The organism is Halanaerobium sehlinense (assembly GCF_055379485.1).
Genome location: NZ_AP042442.1, coordinates 1,211,407 through 1,228,357 on the forward strand (window position 1 = coordinate 1,211,407; position 16,951 = coordinate 1,228,357).

The 16,951-nt window shown below is 33.9% G+C and carries 13 protein-coding genes and 1 riboswitch; of the genes, 11 read left to right on the plus strand and 2 right to left on the minus strand.

Annotation, left to right across the window (positions count from 1 at the left end; genetic code table 11):
• Positions 1-146: 146 nt before the first annotated feature.
• The 10 genes from ACZ446_RS05815 to ACZ446_RS05860 all read left to right on the plus strand — a co-directional run bounded on the left by ACZ446_RS05815 (position 147) and on the right by ACZ446_RS05860 (position 13,432).
• Positions 147-1,085 carry a C4-dicarboxylate TRAP transporter substrate-binding protein gene (locus ACZ446_RS05815; RefSeq protein ID WP_464394173.1) on the plus strand — a complete coding sequence of 313 codons (939 nt, stop codon included), beginning with the start codon at positions 147-149 and terminating at the stop codon, positions 1,083-1,085.
• Between the two features lie 10 nt (positions 1,086-1,095).
• Positions 1,096-1,614 (plus strand): TRAP transporter small permease, encoded by a 519-nt coding sequence (locus ACZ446_RS05820; protein WP_464394174.1) that lies wholly within the window; start codon positions 1,096-1,098, stop codon positions 1,612-1,614.
• Positions 1,615-1,640: 26 nt separating this feature from the next.
• The gene (locus tag ACZ446_RS05825) at positions 1,641-2,921 is read left to right on the plus strand and encodes a TRAP transporter large permease (protein WP_464394175.1); all 1,281 of its coding nucleotides are present in this window, start codon (positions 1,641-1,643) and stop codon (positions 2,919-2,921) included.
• A gap of 32 nt (positions 2,922-2,953) precedes the next feature.
• Positions 2,954-4,021 carry a mannonate dehydratase gene (gene uxuA, locus ACZ446_RS05830; protein WP_464394176.1) on the plus strand — a complete coding sequence of 356 codons (1,068 nt, stop codon included), beginning with the start codon at positions 2,954-2,956 and terminating at the stop codon, positions 4,019-4,021.
• 96 nt (positions 4,022-4,117) lie between these two features.
• Positions 4,118-5,737, plus strand: coding sequence for a mannitol dehydrogenase family protein (locus ACZ446_RS05835; RefSeq protein ID WP_464394177.1), 1,620 nt, complete (start codon positions 4,118-4,120; stop codon positions 5,735-5,737).
• Positions 5,738-5,852: 115 nt separating this feature from the next.
• Positions 5,853-5,936: riboswitch (ZMP/ZTP riboswitch) on the plus strand.
• Between the two features lie 258 nt (positions 5,937-6,194).
• Entirely contained in the window at positions 6,195-8,423 is a 2,229-nt protein-coding gene (gene pflB / locus ACZ446_RS05840) for a formate C-acetyltransferase (RefSeq protein ID WP_464394178.1), read from the plus strand.
• 85 nt (positions 8,424-8,508) lie between these two features.
• Positions 8,509-9,237: a pyruvate formate-lyase-activating protein gene (pflA, locus tag ACZ446_RS05845; RefSeq protein WP_464394179.1), complete on the plus strand. Its 729-nt coding sequence runs from the start codon at positions 8,509-8,511 to the stop codon at positions 9,235-9,237.
• A 160-nt stretch (positions 9,238-9,397) separates the two neighbouring features.
• Positions 9,398-10,495: an alpha-amylase family glycosyl hydrolase gene (locus ACZ446_RS05850; protein ID WP_464394180.1), complete on the plus strand. Its 1,098-nt coding sequence runs from the start codon at positions 9,398-9,400 to the stop codon at positions 10,493-10,495.
• Positions 10,496-10,566: 71 nt separating this feature from the next.
• Positions 10,567-12,342 carry a DNA helicase RecQ gene (gene recQ, locus ACZ446_RS05855; protein WP_464394181.1) on the plus strand — a complete coding sequence of 592 codons (1,776 nt, stop codon included), beginning with the start codon at positions 10,567-10,569 and terminating at the stop codon, positions 12,340-12,342.
• A gap of 28 nt (positions 12,343-12,370) precedes the next feature.
• Entirely contained in the window at positions 12,371-13,432 is a 1,062-nt protein-coding gene (locus tag ACZ446_RS05860; protein ID WP_464394182.1) for an SAM-dependent methyltransferase, read from the plus strand.
• 87 nt (positions 13,433-13,519) lie between these two features.
• Here ACZ446_RS05860 and ACZ446_RS05865 read toward each other — a convergent pair whose 3' ends face one another.
• Positions 13,520-14,548: a mechanosensitive ion channel family protein gene (locus tag ACZ446_RS05865; RefSeq protein ID WP_464394183.1), complete on the minus strand. Its 1,029-nt coding sequence runs from the start codon at positions 14,546-14,548 to the stop codon at positions 13,520-13,522.
• Between the two features lie 189 nt (positions 14,549-14,737).
• Between ACZ446_RS05865 and ACZ446_RS05870 the strand changes: the two genes are divergently transcribed.
• The gene (locus ACZ446_RS05870) at positions 14,738-15,343 is read left to right on the plus strand and encodes a hypothetical protein (RefSeq protein WP_464394184.1); all 606 of its coding nucleotides are present in this window, start codon (positions 14,738-14,740) and stop codon (positions 15,341-15,343) included.
• 102 nt (positions 15,344-15,445) lie between these two features.
• On the opposite strand, the gene glgD is transcribed toward ACZ446_RS05870, so the two are convergent.
• Entirely contained in the window at positions 15,446-16,687 is a 1,242-nt protein-coding gene (glgD, locus tag ACZ446_RS05875; protein WP_464394185.1) for a glucose-1-phosphate adenylyltransferase subunit GlgD, read from the minus strand.
• Between the last annotated feature and the right edge of the window lie 264 nt (positions 16,688-16,951).

Below are 16,951 nucleotides of genomic sequence, written 5' to 3' on the forward strand. Positions count from 1 at the left end.
GTTAGTATGATTAAAATAAAAAAAGGGGGGGAGAAAACTTAGATTAGGTGGTTTATTATTTGATAGGCAAACATAATTAAAGAGGGAGAGATAATATGAAAAAAACATCAATTATAATGTTAACATTTTTATTGGTTGCTGTCTTTATGAATGTGGGTAATATTAGTGTTGAAGCAAAAGCTGATTATTTGTTAAAACTTTCAACACAGTTGAATGAATCTGATCCATTAGTGGATGGATTCAAAGAATTCAAAAAAAATGTTGAAGAAAGAACTGATGGTAATTTATTGATTGAAATTTATCCTAGTGCTCAATTAGGCTCAGATGAAGATGTTATTGAACAAACTCGTATGGGAGTAAATGTTGCTTTATTAACAGATGGCGGAAGAATGGCAAATTATGTTAAGGATATTGGTGTTATTGGTATGCCTTATATTGTAGATAATTATGATGAAATACTTGATCTAGTTAATACTCAGTCATTTAAAGAATGGGAAGAAGAATTGGCTAACAATCATGGTTTACAAGTTTTAGCTTTTAATTGGTATCACGGGCCAAGACACTTTTTAACTAATGAGCCTGTAAGAAATCCTGAAGATTTGAATGGAGTTAGAGTAAGAACTCCTGGTGCTCCAGTTTGGCAAGAATCAATAAAAGCTATGGGAGCCACACCAGTAGCACTTGGTTGGACTGAAGTTTATACTGCAATGCAACAAGATGTAATTGATGGTGCAGAAGCTCAACATTTAGCTTCATATAATTCTCGCTTGTATGAAGTTATTAATTATATTAATAAAACTTCACATTTCCAATTAATTAATGGAATTGTGGTTGGCGATAAGTGGTTCAATTCATTACCTCAAGAGTATCAAAACATAGTTTTAGAAGAAGCTAAAAAAGCTGGCGAAAATACAGCTAGAAAAGTAATTAAATTAGCTGATGATTATGAAGATAAAATGGTTGAAGAGGGCATGAAAGTAATAAATTCAGACACAGAAGCATTTAAAAATGCTGCCCAACAAGCATATAAAGAGCTAGAATTTGTAGAATTAAAAGAAAAACTTTATGAAGAAATGAATAAGTAAATTTATTTTTTTGGCTGACCAAATTAATTTGGTCAGCCATAATATATCATTAAAAATAGAAGGAGATAAAATGAAAAACATTTATAAAAAACTAATTGTTTTTGAAGAATTGATTACTAAAACATTTTTATGTGTAATAATATTATTAGTTTTTATTGCTGCTCTTATGAGATCGATCAAACTCCCATTGAATTGGGCAGTGGATATTGCCCAGCTCCTTTTTGCTTGGACAATTTTTATTGGAGCTGACATAGCAATGAGACGAAAAAAATTAATGGGAGTAGATATTATAACAGAAAAATTATCTAAAAAATCATATAAGCTAATTAAGCTATTTTTTAATTTAATAATCATTGTATTCTTATCATTATTACTATTTTATGGAATTCAATTATCTATAGAAAATTATGCAAGAACTTTTCAGAGCCTGCAAATAAGCTATTCTTGGGCTACATTAAGTGCACCTATAGGTTCACTACTAATGATTATAACTACTTTATTACAAATAAAAAATATTATTATAAATTAAAAGTTACTTAGAGAGGAGTTATCTTAGTGTTATATGTACTTATATTTTTTATAATCTTTTTATTACTTGGGATGCCAGTAGCTTTTACAATTGGAATTTCTGGAGCAATTTTCTTTATTCAAAATCAATATGTTCCTTTTTCGATAGTAGCTCAAAAAGCAGTTAGTGCTACTCAATCCTTTCCACTTTTAGCAATACCATTTTTTATTTTAGCGGGCAATTTAATGAATTCAACAGGTATTACCCCTAGATTAATTAAACTTGCAACTGCAGCTACTGGCCATATGAGTGGTGGATTAGCACAAGTCAGTGTTGTTCTTAGTAGTTTAATGGGAGGAATATCAGGATCTGCAACTGCAGATGCAGCTATGGAAGCAAGAATTTTAGGTCCTGACATGATATCTAGAGGTTATTCACGGGGCTATGCAGCAGCGGCTGTAAGTTTACCTTCTCTTATCACAGCTACTATACCACCAAGTATGGGTCTAATTATTTATGGATTTGTTGGAGAAGTATCAATAGGACGCTTATTTGCGGCAGGATTAATTCCAGGCTTACTAATGATGACCTTTTTGATGATAGCAGTTAGTGTATCTTCTAAGAAAAAAGGATATAAACCAGTTAGAGAAAAAAAAGCAACATTTAAAGAATTAATGGTTGCAATAAAAGATAGTATTTGGGCAGTGATCTTTCCTCTTATATTAATTATTGGTATCAGGTTTGGAATATTCACTCCTTCAGAAGCAGGAGCTTTTGCAGCAGTTTATGCTTTATTTGTTGGTATTTTTGTGTATAAAGAATTAACATGGGAAAGATTTATAAAGGTATTAGATAGTACAGTGGAAGATTTAGGTTCAATTATGTTAATTATATCATTTGCTGGAATTTTTGGATATGGAATAGTTTATGATCGAATTCCGGTAGTTTTATCAGGTTTTATAACTAATATTACAACTAATCCAATCATGTTACTTTTTATTATTTTAATTTTTTTGGCTTTATGTGGTATGTTTATTGAAACTACAGCTTTAGTTTTAATATTAACTCCAATATTTTTACCAATAGTACAACAGGTGGGAATAGATCCAGTACATTTTGGAATACTTATGATGACAATTGTAACTATGGGGATATTAACTCCACCAGTTGGTGTAGCTATGTATACAGTTTGTTCGATACTAGACTGTCCAACTGAAAAATATACAAAAGAATCTATACCATTTTTTATTGCGATTATTTCAGAAGTAATAATTTTAGCATTATTTCCTGATTTAGTTTTATTTTTACCGAATTTAATATTTGGCTAGATTAATAATTTATAAAAAAGTTGGTGATGCAAATGAAAATGATATTTCGCTGGTTTGGCGAAAATGATGATAGTGTTAGTTTAAAAGAAATAAAACAAATACCTGGCATGACAGGTATAGTAAGTGCTTTGTCTGATATACCCGTTGGAGAAATCTGGCCTTTAAAAAGAATTAAAAAGCTTAAAGAGACAATTAATAAGGCGGGACTTGAACTTGAAGTTATTGAAAGTGTTAATGTACATGAAGATATAAAATTAGGATTATCCTCCCGGGATAAGTATATTGAAAATTATAAAACAACTTTAAAGAATCTTGCCTCAGAAGGTATAAAAGTTGTCTGTTATAATTTTATGCCAGTTTTTGATTGGCTTCGATCTGATCTGGCTGAGGAGCTTGCAGATGGTTCAACTACAATGGCTTATGATGAAGAATGGATAAATAATACTGATCCTATAAAACTTGTTGAAGAATTTGATAAAGAATCTCAGGGTTTTTCATTACCTGGTTGGGAACCTGAAAGATTGGCTGAACTTAAAGACATTATGGAGCAGTATAAAGAAATTGATGAAGAACAGTTATTTGACAATCTTAAGTACTTTTTAAATAGTATATTGCCTGTCTGTGAAGAATATGATATAAAGATGGCAATTCATCCGGATGATCCACCTTGGCCAATTTATGGACTGCCCAGAATTATGACAGGTAAAGAAAATATCCGCAAACTAATGAATGCAGTTGATAGTCCTTATAATGGAATATCTTTATGCAGCGGTTCTTTAGGTTCAAATCCAGATAACAGTGTTCCGGGCTTAATTAGAGAGTTTGGTAACCGAATTCACTTTGGGCATGTTAGAAACTTAAAATTTGATGGAGAAGGTAAATTTCATGAGACTTCTCATTTATCAAGTGATGGCTCTTTAGACTTATTTGAAATTATGAAAGCATATTTTGATATAGGATTTGAAGGATATATCAGACCCGACCACGGACGTATGATCTGGGGAGAAAAAGCCAGACCTGGTTATGGTTTGTATGATAGAGCACTTGGTGCTACATATATTAATGGTTTGTGGGAAGCAATTGAAAAGATGAATAAGTAGTAATCTAAATAAAGGGATTCTCTGGCTAATATATTAATTAAAAAGAGAATTCCTTTTACTATATTATAAAATTATTATATTGAGGGTGAATTACTTATGCTAAAACTTAAAAAAGAAGAATTAAAAGATCAAGCTCAGTGGGAAGAAGCTGGAATAAAGCCACCACAGTTTGATTATCAAAACTTAATTGATAACACAAAGGAAAATCCTGAATGGGTACATTTTGGTGCCGGCAACATTTTCAGAGCTTTTATTGCCCGCCTGCAGCAGGAACTTTTAAACGAGGGTGAAGTTGAAACAGGGATTATAGCTGCTGAAGGCTTTGATTATGAGATTATAGATAAGGTTTATCAGCCAGCTGATAATTTAAGTCTGGTTGTTAAGATGTCAGCTGATGGCAGTTTAGAAAAAACTCTGCTGGCCAGTATCACTGAAGGCTTAAAGGCTGATTCCAGTTTTGAAAAAGACTGGGAAGAGCTGAAAGAAATATTTAAAAAACCCAGTTTGAAAATGGCAAGTTTTACTGTAACTGAAAAAGGTTATGCTCTGGACAATATGGACGGAGAATTCTTCCCCTTTGTTTTAGAAGATTTCAAGGCTGGACCTGAAGGAGATTTAAACCACCTGATGGCTAAGGTGACTGCCTTAGCTTATGAACGTTTTAAAGCAGGTGCTTATCCTTTTGCTTTTGCCAGCATGGACAACTGCTCTCATAACGGTCAGAAGCTTAAAGATGCTGTAATAACTGTAGCTGAAAAATGGGTAGAAAATGATCTAGTAGAAGCAGGATTTTTAGGATATTTAAATGATGAATCAAAAGTTGGATTTCCCTGGTCAATGATTGATAAGATTACCCCAGGACCAGCAGCTGATGTGAAGAAGAAGCTGAAAGAGATCGGTTTTGAAAACACAGAAATTGTAAAAACAAATAAGAATACAGAAATAGCAGCTTTTGTTAATGCAGAGGCCCCTGAGTATCTTGTTATAGAAGACAGTTTTCCTAATGGTAAAATACCTCTAGATAAAGCAGGAGCAATCTATACCGATCGAGAGACAGTTAACCAGGTAGAGACCATGAAAGTAACAACCTGCCTCAATCCACTGCACACAGCAATGGCAGTTTACGGCTGTCTTTTAGGCCACACATCAATTGCAGAAGAGATGGAAGATCAGGAAATTAGAGCCTTAGTTGAACAGATTGGTTACAAAGAAGGACTGCCGGTTGTTGTAGATCCGGAAGTACTTGATCCAAAAGAGTTTATTGATGAAGTAGTTAAAGAAAGATTGGTTAACCCATATATTCCTGATACACCTCAAAGAATAGCTAAAGATACTTCACAAAAAGTAGCAATCCGCTTTGGTGAGACAATTAAATCTTATCGTGATGCCGAAGACTTAGATCCAGCAGATTTGGTTGTAGTACCACTTGCAATTGCAGGTTGGTTGAGATATCTTCTTGCAGTAGATGATGAAGGGAATGAAATGCCTTTAAGCTCAGATCCAATGCTGGATGAGCTGACACCTCAGTTAGAGGGAATTGAACTGGGCGACCCTGATTCTGTAGGAGATAAGCTTAATAATATTTTGAGTAATGAGAACTTAATGGGCTTAGACCTATACGAAGTAGGGCTCGGAGAAAAAATAGAAGGATACTTTAAAGAGATGATAGCAGAAGAGGGAGCTGTTAGAGCTACCCTAAACAAATATCTTCTTTAAGCTAAAATTAGGATACTGTTGACTTTGGTCTATTTTAGGTCAGGATTTAGACAAATTTAATTTGACAGCCCCAAATCTTTCTGCTAATATATAAATTGTAATTAAAATTTAAATATATGGATTATACGACTGGCGGATAAATATGGATTTAACCATAGGGGAGTATAATCTTTAGAAGTCGCCCGCCTGGATATTGAGAAATCTTTATCCGGGGGGCGATTTTTTTGTTTAACTGCAGATTTTAGTCTTAAAGACAGCAAATGTAATCTAATTTACAATAAGCAGGTAATTTGAAAACATAGTAAAGCACTCAGGATTTGACGTTGGAAAAATATTCTGCTAAAATTAGAGTAGAATTCAGCTTAAATGATATATTAGTAAAACTAAGTTCTTAACTCACAAAAATATATTTTTTAAGCAGCCAATAAGCTTATAAGACTAAAAGGGAGGATTTTAAATGAAATTTGATACTTTAGAATTAAAAGGTCAAAGATGGGAAGAGGCAATTGATGTTCGGGATTTTGTACAGCAAAATTATACTCCTTATACAGGTGGAGCCGATTTTTTAGAGGGTCCAACTGAAAGAACAAAAGATCTCTGGCGTCAGAGCTCAGAACTTCTCAAACAGGAAAGAGAAAACGATGGTGTACTCGCTATCGATACAGAAACAGTTGCAGATATCAATGCTTATGATGCTGGTTATATTGACCAGGATCAAGAAATAATTGTTGGACTGCAGACTGATCAACCGTTAAAAAGAACTTTAAATACCTATGGTGGAATCAGAATGGCTCGTCAGGCAGCAGAAGCCTATGGCGAAAAAGTTGATCCAGACATAGATGAGATATTTACTAAATATAGAAAAACACATAATGATGGTGTTTACGATGCTTATACTCCAGAAATTAGAGAAATTAGACGTTCTGGAGTAATCACAGGTCTGCCCGATGCTTACGGACGCGGTAGAATTATTGGTGATTACAGAAGAGTAGCACTTTATGGAATAGATAGATTAATTGAAGCTAAAAAAGAAGATAAGAAAAATTTAAAGAGTCCAATGACAGAAGAAACAATTCGCTTAAGAGAAGAAGTTAGCGACCAGATCAAGGCACTTAAAAAGCTGAAGGGGCTGGGAGAGACTTATGGCTGTGACTTAAGCCGCCCGGCTAATAATGCTAAAGAGGCTGTGCAGTGGACTTATCTCGCTTATTTAGGAGCAATTCAGGAAAACAATGGAGCTGCAATGTCCTTTGGTCGAGTTGCAGAATTCTTTGATATTTACTTTGAAAGAGATATTGAAGCAGGACTGCTGACTGAAAAAGAAGCTCAGGAAATTATAGACGATTTTGTTATTAAACTGAGGCTGGCCAGACAGCTGAGGACTCCTTCTTATAACGAACTCTTCAGTGGAGATCCACTCTGGGTAACAATAGTATTAGGTGGAATCGGAATCGACACCAGACCACTTGTTACTAAAACAAGCTACAGAATTTTAAACACCCTGTATAATTTAGGGCCAGCTCCGGAGCCAAATCTGACAGTACTCTGGTCAGAACAGCTTCCGGAAAGCTTTAAAAATTACTGCACAAAAGTTTCAAAAGATACAAGTTCTCTGCAGTATGAAAATGACGATCTGATGCGCCTCAACTTTTCAGATGATTACGGAATTGCCTGCTGTGTTTCAGCTATGACACCTGGTAAGGATATTCAGTATTTTGGTGCCAGATGTAACCTACCTAAAACTTTACTTTATTCACTAAACGGAGGTAAAGATGAGGTTAGCGGGACTCAGGTTGGTCCAGAATTTAAGCCCTATGAGGGAGAAATTTTAGAATATGAGAAGGTAATGGAGAACTTTGACCGTTTCCTTGACTGGTTGAGCGAAAAATATGTTGATGCTTTAAATATCATCCATTATATGCACGATAAATATGCCTATGAAGCTGTACAGATGGCTTTACATGATACTGAAGTTCAGCGAATTATGGGTTTTGGAGTAGCAGGACTTTCAATTATCGCTGACTCTCTAAGTGCTATTAAATATGCAGAAGTTAAGCCGATAAGAAATGAAGATGGTTTAATTGTAGATTTCGAAATTGAGGGAGACTTCCCCAAATACGGTAATGATGATGATCGAGTTGATGAGCTGGCAGTAGAAGTAGTTAAACTCTTTATTAATAAGCTAAAACAGCATCAGCTCTATAGAGGTGCAGTTCATTCTATGTCAGTGCTGACAATCACTTCTAATGTAGTTTATGGAAAGAAAACAGGTGCTACACCTGATGGTAGAGAAGCCGGAGAGGCCTTTGCCCCTGGAGCTAATCCAATGCACGGTAGAGATAACTCAGGTGCCTTAGCTTCACTAAATTCGGTTGCTAAAATTCCTTATGAATACTGCCAGGATGGAATTTCTAATACATTTTCAATTGTGCCAGAGGCTCTAGGTAAATCAGAAGAGGCTCAGGTTAACAATCTAACTTCGATCCTGGACGGTTATTTTGACCAGGGAGCACATCACTTAAATGTTAATGTTTTAAAAAGAGAAACTCTGCTCGATGCAGTTGAACATCCGGAAGAATATCCACAGCTGACAATCCGAGTTTCAGGTTATGCTGTTAACTTTATTAAACTGACACCAGAACAGCAGCAGGAAGTTATAGCAAGAACTTTCCATAAAAGTATTTAGTTAGACTTTAAATTGTATATATGGTGCCGGATACTTGAAAACTATTTTCAAAAATCCGGTACCCTCTTTAATAAAGGAGGTCAATATGGCTGAAGGATATATTCACTCAACAGAAAGTATGGGAACAGTTGATGGTCCCGGAATTCGCTTTGTTGTCTTTACTCAGGGTTGTCCACTTCGATGTCAATACTGTCATAATCCTGATACCTGGAAGTTAAAAGATGGTAAGAAAACAACAACAGCTGAACTAATGAAAAAAATAATTAAAATAAAACCTTATATTGAGCGTTCAGGTGGGGGAATTACAATTTCAGGTGGAGAACCCACCATGCAGCTTGAATTTACCCTTGATCTCTTAAAAAAGGCTAAAGCAGAAGGACTGCACACTGCCGTTGATACCTCCGGTTATGTAGATCCTGATAAATTTAAGCAGCTGCTTCCTTATTTAGACCTGGTACTATTAGATATTAAAACAATGGATGATTTAAAACACCAGGATCTGACAGGAGTCAGCAATGAGAAAACTTTAAACATTGTGGAACTGCTGGAAGTAGAAAAACAGCCTTACTGGGTCAGACATGTTGTTGTCCCTGGTATTACAGATGATTTTCAAGAAATGCAGGAGTTTGCTAAATATCTGCAGGATAAAAAGTATTTGGAGAAAATAGAGCTGCTGCCCTATCATGAGTTGGGTAAGCATAAGTGGGAAAACCTTGGTCTTGAGTACAAATTGGCCGCTGTTGAACCACCATCTGCTAAAAAGATGGCAGAGTTGAATTCCTGTTTCAAAAATTATAAAATAAATATAGCTTAAGCATAATTAATGATTTAAAGCCTGTGTGCTTGAAGCAAAGAAGATCTCAATCAAATTAACTTTGGTTGGGGTTTTCTGTTTTTTTGTCGAAAACTATGTTATAATAAACATTAATGATAACTATTATTAAAATAAAGTGTTTTTGCTAGGAGATAAAATTATGTTGATACTTCAGGCTTTTTATTGGAACTGTTTAGATGACTGGTGGAATGAAATTAGTTCAATCACAGAAGAAATTTCAGTTAAAGGTTTTGATACAGTGTGGCTTCCACCCCCTTCAAAAGGGATGAATGGAAATAGTTCAATGGGTTATGATATCAAAGAACACTACAATTTAGATTCTAAATTTGGAAATAAAAGAACATTGAAGAGATTAATTAAAAAACTGCATAAAAATAAAGTGAAGGTTATGGCTGATCTGGTATTAGGACATATGCTCGGTGGTGATAAAGAGTGGAACCCTCATTTCGAAACTAAGACTTATACTAGATTTGAAGAGGAGGAGTTTCCTAAAAGTCATGATCACTTCTGTCACGAGTGCGGAGGCTGCAGCAGCCGCAATAGCTTTGGAGAAACAATATGCTATTATTCTGACCAGGAGTATATGAAAAAAGAATTAATCAGATGGGCCAAATGGCTCAAAAATGATATTGGTTTTGACAGTTTTCGACTTGACAATTTAAAAGATATGCGATGGGATTTTGCCAAAGAATTTGCAGATGAATTTAGGGATAATACTTTTATGGTTGGTGAATACTGGAATGGTGATGATCGAATGCTGCAGGAGTTTATCGATCACAGCCAGCTTAATTTATTTAATTTTCCCCTTTATTACACGATTAAAGAAATGTGTATGGATCCATTTTTCCCGATGAGCAGTCTGGAAGGAGTTTCTAAAAAGAATAAAGTTAATTTTCTTTCCAATCATGATATTGAAAGAGAGGAAAGAGATTTTAATAAAGATGCAATTATTACAAATAAGGAACTAGGTTATGCCTATATTTTATTTCAGGATAACCCAGCTGTTGTTTATTGGAATGATTATTTTAAATATGATCTGAAAGAAAAGCTGGACGAATTAATAAATCTGAGGAAAAATTCAAGTCACAAACCGCTTGAAATCGTAACTTTAAATGATGATATCTATCATGCAAAAAGAGGTAGATATAATTTGATTATCAATAATGGTTATGACGACTATTATTATTCAGCCTTAAAAGTTTCAGGTCGAGACTATGAGATTTTCATAGAGGATTAAGTCTTACAGCAAAAATAACTTCTCAAATCAGCTGTAAAATAACTAAAATAAAAGCAGAGAAAGGATTTTTTATGTCTGCAGAAAGAAAAAATATAGATAAAATTTTAAAAAAATATTATGGTTATGATAGTTTTAGAAAAGGACAGGAAAAGGTTATAAAAAGTATTTTAGCAGGCAGAGATACAACCGCAGTGATGCCAACCGGTTCAGGTAAATCTATCTGTTACCAAATTCCAGCTTTAATGTTTGAAGGGCTGACAATTGTAATTTCTCCTCTAATTTCGCTGATGAAAGATCAGGTGGATGCTTTGAAAGAAATGGGGATTGCAGCCAGCTATATCAATAGTTCAATTAGCAATCAAAAGTTGGAAGAACGTTTAAATTCAGCTGCAGCCGGTCACTACAAACTGCTGTATATTGCACCTGAAAGATTAAACTCTTATCGCTTTCTTAATTTGCTGCAGCAGCTTGATATTTCAATGGTGGCAGTGGATGAGGCACACTGTGTTTCACAATGGGGTCACGACTTTAGGCCGAGCTATCTAAATATCGCCCAGGTTGTTGATCGGTTAAATGAGAAAGTTGTTTTAACTGCCTTTACAGCTACAGCGACTCCAAAAGTTAAAAATGATATCAGTACTCAGCTTAAAATGGAAAGCCCATTAATTTACACCAGTGGCTTTGACCGGGCAAATTTGAGCTTTAAAATCCGGAAAGGAATTGATAAAGATCAGTTTTTGAAGGATTACTTAAAGGTTAATTCTGATCAGCCTGGGATAATTTATGCAGCAACTAGAAAAGAAGTAAACCGAATTTATAAGCTTTTAGGAAAATTAGACTATCAGGCTGCCCGTTACCATGCAGGGCTTTCAGATGAAGAGAGAACAGAGGCTCAGGAAGCTTTTATTTATGATAAAATTCAGCTTGTTGTAGCGACAAATGCTTTCGGGATGGGAATTGATAAATCAAATGTCCGTTTTGTAATCCATTACAATATGCCTAAAAATATGGAATCATATTATCAGGAAGCAGGTAGGGCCGGTCGTGATGGTGAGCCAGCAGACTGTATTTTACTTTATGCTCCAGGAGATAAACATATCCAGAAGTTTTTAATTGACCAGGTTGATGCAGCAGCCCCGAGAAAAGAAGAACAGTTAAAAAAGCTGCAGCAGCTGGTTGATTACTGTCATACTAGTAAATGTCTTAGAGCGTATATTTTAAAATATTTTGGTGAAAAAGATGTACCCTTAAAATGTGATAACTGCAGCAGCTGTAATGATCAGCGCCAGCTGCAGGATATTACCGTTGAAGCTCAAAAAATATTATCCTGTGTTTACCGCTTAGATCAACGCTGGGGAATTACTGTAACAGCAAAGGTTCTAGCTGGATCAAAAAGCCAGAAAATATTAGAATCTAATTTTGATCAGCTTTCAACCTATGGACTAATGTCTGATTATACTATTAAAGAAATTAAAAATTTAATAAACCTACTAATTGCAGATGGTTATCTCGGTCAATCAGGAGCCAAATATCCACTTTTAAAACTAAACCAGAAGTCATATCAAGTAATGAAAGGTGAGCTAGAGGTTGAGAGACGAATAGAAGCTAAACAGCAGCGGGTTAGTGAAGATAGTGAGCTTTTTGTAATTTTAAAGGAGTTAAGAAAAGAGATTGCTCAGAAAGAAGGAGTTCCACCCTATATTATATTTCATGACAGCAGTTTGAAAGATATGTGCAGACTTTTACCCCAAACTAAAAGCGAAATGCTTGAGGTGAGTGGAGTTGGTCAGGTCAAATATTCTCGTTATGGTGAGGAATTTTTGACTGCTGTTAAAGATTATTCTTAATTTGATACAATTAAATGAGGTGGCTATTATGGATTTAGATAAGATACTGGCAAAAGGAAGAATTCCAGATTTTTTACTCCGAAAAGGTGTCCGAAAACTAGTAAAAAAAAGAGCAAAAAAACAAAATAAATTATCGATTGAAGCCAGATTTGAATATTTAGCCAAATTTATTGAAGAACTTAAAAATCAACCGATTGCTGTCCAGACTGAAGCTGCAAATGAACAGCATTACGAACTACCACCTGAATTCTTTGAAAAAATTTTAGGCAGAAATTTAAAATACAGCTGCTGTTACTGGCCAGATGATTTAAGTTATAAAAAAATAAAAAAAGAACCGGACTTAGAGTCACAGTTGGACCAGGCAGAAGATGAAATGTTAAAATTAACTGCAGCCAGAGCAGAAATAGAAAATGGTCAGAATATCTTAGAGCTTGGATGTGGCTGGGGATCATTATCATTTTATCTTGCCCGCAAATATCCAGATTCAAGAATAATTTCAATGTCAAATTCTAAGGATCAGATCAATTATATTAATCAGCTGGCAGCTGCAAATAAGGTAAATAATTTACGAGCAGTTAAAGCAGACATTAATAACTTTCAGACAGAAGCAAGATTTGACCGAATAATCTCAATTGAGATGTTTGAGCATCTGCGAAATTATAAAAAGCTAATGCAGAAGCTGAACAGCTTTTTGAGAGCTGAAGGGAAGTTATTTGTGCATATTTTTTCTCATAAATTTTATCCATTTATTTACCAGGACCAGAAAAAGAGTGACTGGATGACCCGTTACTTTTTTAGTGGAGGTACAATGCCCAGTCAGGATTTACTTCATTATTTTACTGAAGAATTAAGTTTAGAAAAACAGTGGGCAGTTTCAGGCAGCCATTATCAGAAAACATTAGAGGCCTGGTTGGAAAATATGGACCGTAAAAAAGAAGAAGTCTACAAAATTCTAGAAGCAAGTTATGGAGCAGAGGAAGCTGAAAAATGGTGGAACTACTGGCGCTTATTTTTTCTATCTTCAGCAGAATTTTTTGGATATAATGGCGGTGATGATTGGTTTATCAGCCATTATCTTTTCAAGAAGTAGAATGTAATGTCATATAAAAAAATGTACCCATACACAAATTATAAGTGTATGGGCTATTTTGATTAGCATTATTTGCCTGTTTTTTATCTAGTTTTTAGGTTGTTGACTTTCAGGAAATTCTACTCTTGTTTTTGGTAAACTTTTTGGGTAATTATCCTGGATGAATTTAATTAGTTTTTCTCTTAAGAAGACCCTCAGCTCCCAGGCAGTTGGAGAGTCTTCTGCACTAACTAAAATTCTTAATTCCATTGTTTTTTCACTGGCATCAGTCACCTGAACTACCTTAACCTTTCCATCCCATAGTTTATTATCTTCTAAAAGTCGATCCAATTCTTCCCTGACAGCATCAACTGAAATAGTGTAGTCTGTGTAGAGGAAAACTGTTCCTAAAATAAAAGACGATTTTCTAGTCCAGTTTTGAAAAATATTATCAATAAAATAAGTTGTAGGAACAACGAGTCTTCTGCGGTCCCAAACTTTTACCACAACATAAGTTAAATTAATTTCTTCAATCCAGCCCCATTCGCCATTAACAATGACAACATCCTGAACTCTAATTGGCTGGGCAATAGCCAGCTGGATTCCAGCTATGATGGAAGCAATGATTTTTTGGGCAGAAAAACCAATTATAATACTTGCAACACCAGCTGAAGCAAAAAGACTAATCCCAATCCTTTTAATTGAATCAAAAGTCATTAAAGCTGCTGCAACTGCTATAAAAATAATTAAGACTTTAATAACTCTTTCTAAAATCCTATATTGAGTATGTATTTTTCTAGCTCTAAGATTATTACTGGTATCAATTTTATGTGTATCATCAAGATAAAGTCTAATTAAGCGCATCAATTTAATAATAAACCAGCTAATTAAAAAGATTAAAGTTATTTTCAAAAAATGATTAAAAAATGTCAAAAATCTATTGCTAACTGATAAATAGTAGAATGGAATCATTAAGGAGATGTTTAACATCGTCAGCAGTAGTGGTATTTTGAGGTTTTCTCTAATCTGTTTATACCTTTTTTCGCTCAAATCTTTTAAAATAAATCTGGTTGAATATAAAAGTATAAAATATATAATAGTAAATGCTGTTACAGAAACAATAAAATCAATGTACATTTAGCATCACCTCTTTCAAATTTAATTACTTAAAATTAAATACTATATTATTAATATTAACATATCGCTTAGTATTTTCAAATTTGACTTAATTTTGATATAATTAATCTTAACAGTAGAAGAAAAATGAACTTGAGGCAGGTTTTTAATTAAAAACAAAGAAATAATATAGATGAGGAGGCTGAAAATATGGATATTACATGTGATCAAAGCTGTGATATGGGATATATTTATTTACAGCAGTTTAAACAGCATCATAAAGAAGATTTTGATAAAAGCAGATTAATCGCATCCGCTCAGCCAATTGAAGTTATTGATAATATCTATCTTAAACTAAATAAACTCAACTGGCCAGACAAAAAATATATCGATGCTTTAATGGATGGAGATTTTATTGAAGAATTTCAAAATGATCTTGATGAAAATACCTATCTAAAAGGGATTGAACTGCAGTTAAATCAGCAGAGACTCGATAGTTTAATTGAAAATTATAAGCTGGCAACTTTTGAATTTAATGAAAGTCAATTTTATTATATTGCTTTTGCTGAAGATGAAATAGTTTTTGATTCAAAAAATTATGTTTATCCAATGTCAGATAAAGAAGATGCATTTGTAATTGTCAGCCGCAGTCAGGACAGACGCCATCAGATAACTCTGGGAGAAAATGAGAAATCTGAGAAGTCCTTAAGTCCTAAAATCGCTTATATTAGAGCCTTAATTTTTAAGGATGATTCACCTTATGATATTGATTATCTTAAAAGATTGAAATTATATATAAGTAATGAAGATTATTAAAAAACAATAAAGCTTATTAAATTATTAAAATAAGAATTAAAGCCGGACATTTAGTTGTCCGGCTTTAGTTATTTTAACTTAGATAGATGTAATTTTAGTATTTTAATCGATAGTTGTCCCGCTCATAATCTCATTATTTTCAAATTCATCAACTTTAAGGTCTCTATTGATCCGGCAGTTTCTATTAATTTTAATGTTTTCCGCAATTGTTATATCTTTTGCAATTAGATTTAATCCGTTTTCTAGAGTAGTTTTTGCATCAGAGTTAATAGTAAAGTCACTACCAGAACCAATATGAACATTTTCTTTGATTTCAACGTTTTTATCAATAATAGTTTTGTTGACCATTGCATTTTTTCGAATTATGCAGTTATTTAAGATAACCGAATTTTTAACTAAAACACCTTCTTCAATATAAACACCCGGGGCAATTACCGAATCCTCAACCCGGCCATTGATAACTGCACCATTGGCAACTAAAGACTTTATACTGCAACCTTTTTTTCCAAATTTAACTGGAGGCATTTGCTCACTGCGGGTATAAACCGGCCAATTTTCATCATAGAGGTTAATTTCCGGCAGGTTTTCTGTTGTCTCTAGATTGGCTTCCCAGTATGATTTAACACTGCGGATATCTCTCCAGTAACCCTCAAACTTACTAATATAGATATCTTTATTTTCAGCAAGCAATTCGGGAATTATTTCTGAATGGAAATCAACTGCCCCCTGACTGCAGTATTTTTTTAGGGCTCTAACTAAAACTTTCTTTTTAAAAACGAAAACTCCCATTGAAACTAAATTTTTAGCTGGTTTTTCTTCCTGCTTAATTTCAGTTAGTTTATTGTTCTGATCATAGTTTAGAGTTGATAAATGGCTGGCTTCAGCATATGGTATGTTGTTGGCTGCAATAGTCAGATCAGCCTTGTTTTTTCTATGTTCTTTTAATATTTTTTGATAATCCATCTTATAGACTAAGTGGCCTGGAAGAAGTAATATTTCTTCAGGTGCCTGTGTTTCAATATAACTAATATTTCTGTAAACAGACTGGGCATCACCAACATACCAGTTTTCTCCTGGTTTCCCTTTAAAAGGCTGCAGAATTGTAATTCCACCATTAGCTCGATCCAAATCCCATGGTTTACCTATTCCAAGATGTCTTCTTAAAGAATATGGCATATATTGAGTTATAACTCCTATGTTCTCCAGACCTGAATTAATGCAGTTGCTTAAAGTGAAATCAATTAATCTAAACTTACCAGCAAAGGGTAAGGCTGCTTTAGAACGAGTCTTAGACAAAAGGTCAAGTTTACCACCAGCAGAAATGAGTGCAGTTGTTTTATCCATCTGAATCCCCCCAAATTAATCAATTACTAATTTTATACATTTTATTATATCAGAATTATTAGAAAAAGTCATATCTGAAATTAATTAATTTATTTGCTGTTATACAGGTATTTTATTGCAAAATTAAATTTAATTTTAGATAACAAAAATACTGCCAATAAAAAACAAAACTCCCTACTAATATTTGATAAAAAATTCAGTAGAGAGTTTTGAAACTAATTATTTTTAATAAAATACATGATTAATAATTTGGTGATTTTATAT

What these genes read in the sequence shown, in the direction of transcription:
- glgD (WP_464394185.1), bottom strand. Translation starts at nt 16,687, where the DNA reads ATGGATAAAACAACTGCACTCATTTCTGCTGGTGGTAAACTTGACCTT.
- ACZ446_RS05815 (WP_464394173.1), top strand. Translation starts at nt 147, where the DNA reads ATGAATGTGGGTAATATTAGTGTTGAAGCAAAAGCTGATTATTTGTTA.
- ACZ446_RS05870 (WP_464394184.1), top strand. Translation starts at nt 14,738, where the DNA reads ATGGATATTACATGTGATCAAAGCTGTGATATGGGATATATTTATTTA.
- uxuA (WP_464394176.1), top strand. Translation starts at nt 2,954, where the DNA reads ATGAAAATGATATTTCGCTGGTTTGGCGAAAATGATGATAGTGTTAGT.
- ACZ446_RS05860 (WP_464394182.1), top strand. Translation starts at nt 12,371, where the DNA reads ATGGATTTAGATAAGATACTGGCAAAAGGAAGAATTCCAGATTTTTTA.
- pflB (WP_464394178.1), top strand. Translation starts at nt 6,195, where the DNA reads ATGAAATTTGATACTTTAGAATTAAAAGGTCAAAGATGGGAAGAGGCA.
- recQ (WP_464394181.1), top strand. Translation starts at nt 10,567, where the DNA reads ATGTCTGCAGAAAGAAAAAATATAGATAAAATTTTAAAAAAATATTAT.
- ACZ446_RS05850 (WP_464394180.1), top strand. Translation starts at nt 9,398, where the DNA reads ATGTTGATACTTCAGGCTTTTTATTGGAACTGTTTAGATGACTGGTGG.
- ACZ446_RS05865 (WP_464394183.1), bottom strand. Translation starts at nt 14,548, where the DNA reads ATGTACATTGATTTTATTGTTTCTGTAACAGCATTTACTATTATATAT.
- ACZ446_RS05835 (WP_464394177.1), top strand. Translation starts at nt 4,118, where the DNA reads ATGCTAAAACTTAAAAAAGAAGAATTAAAAGATCAAGCTCAGTGGGAA.
- pflA (WP_464394179.1), top strand. Translation starts at nt 8,509, where the DNA reads ATGGCTGAAGGATATATTCACTCAACAGAAAGTATGGGAACAGTTGAT.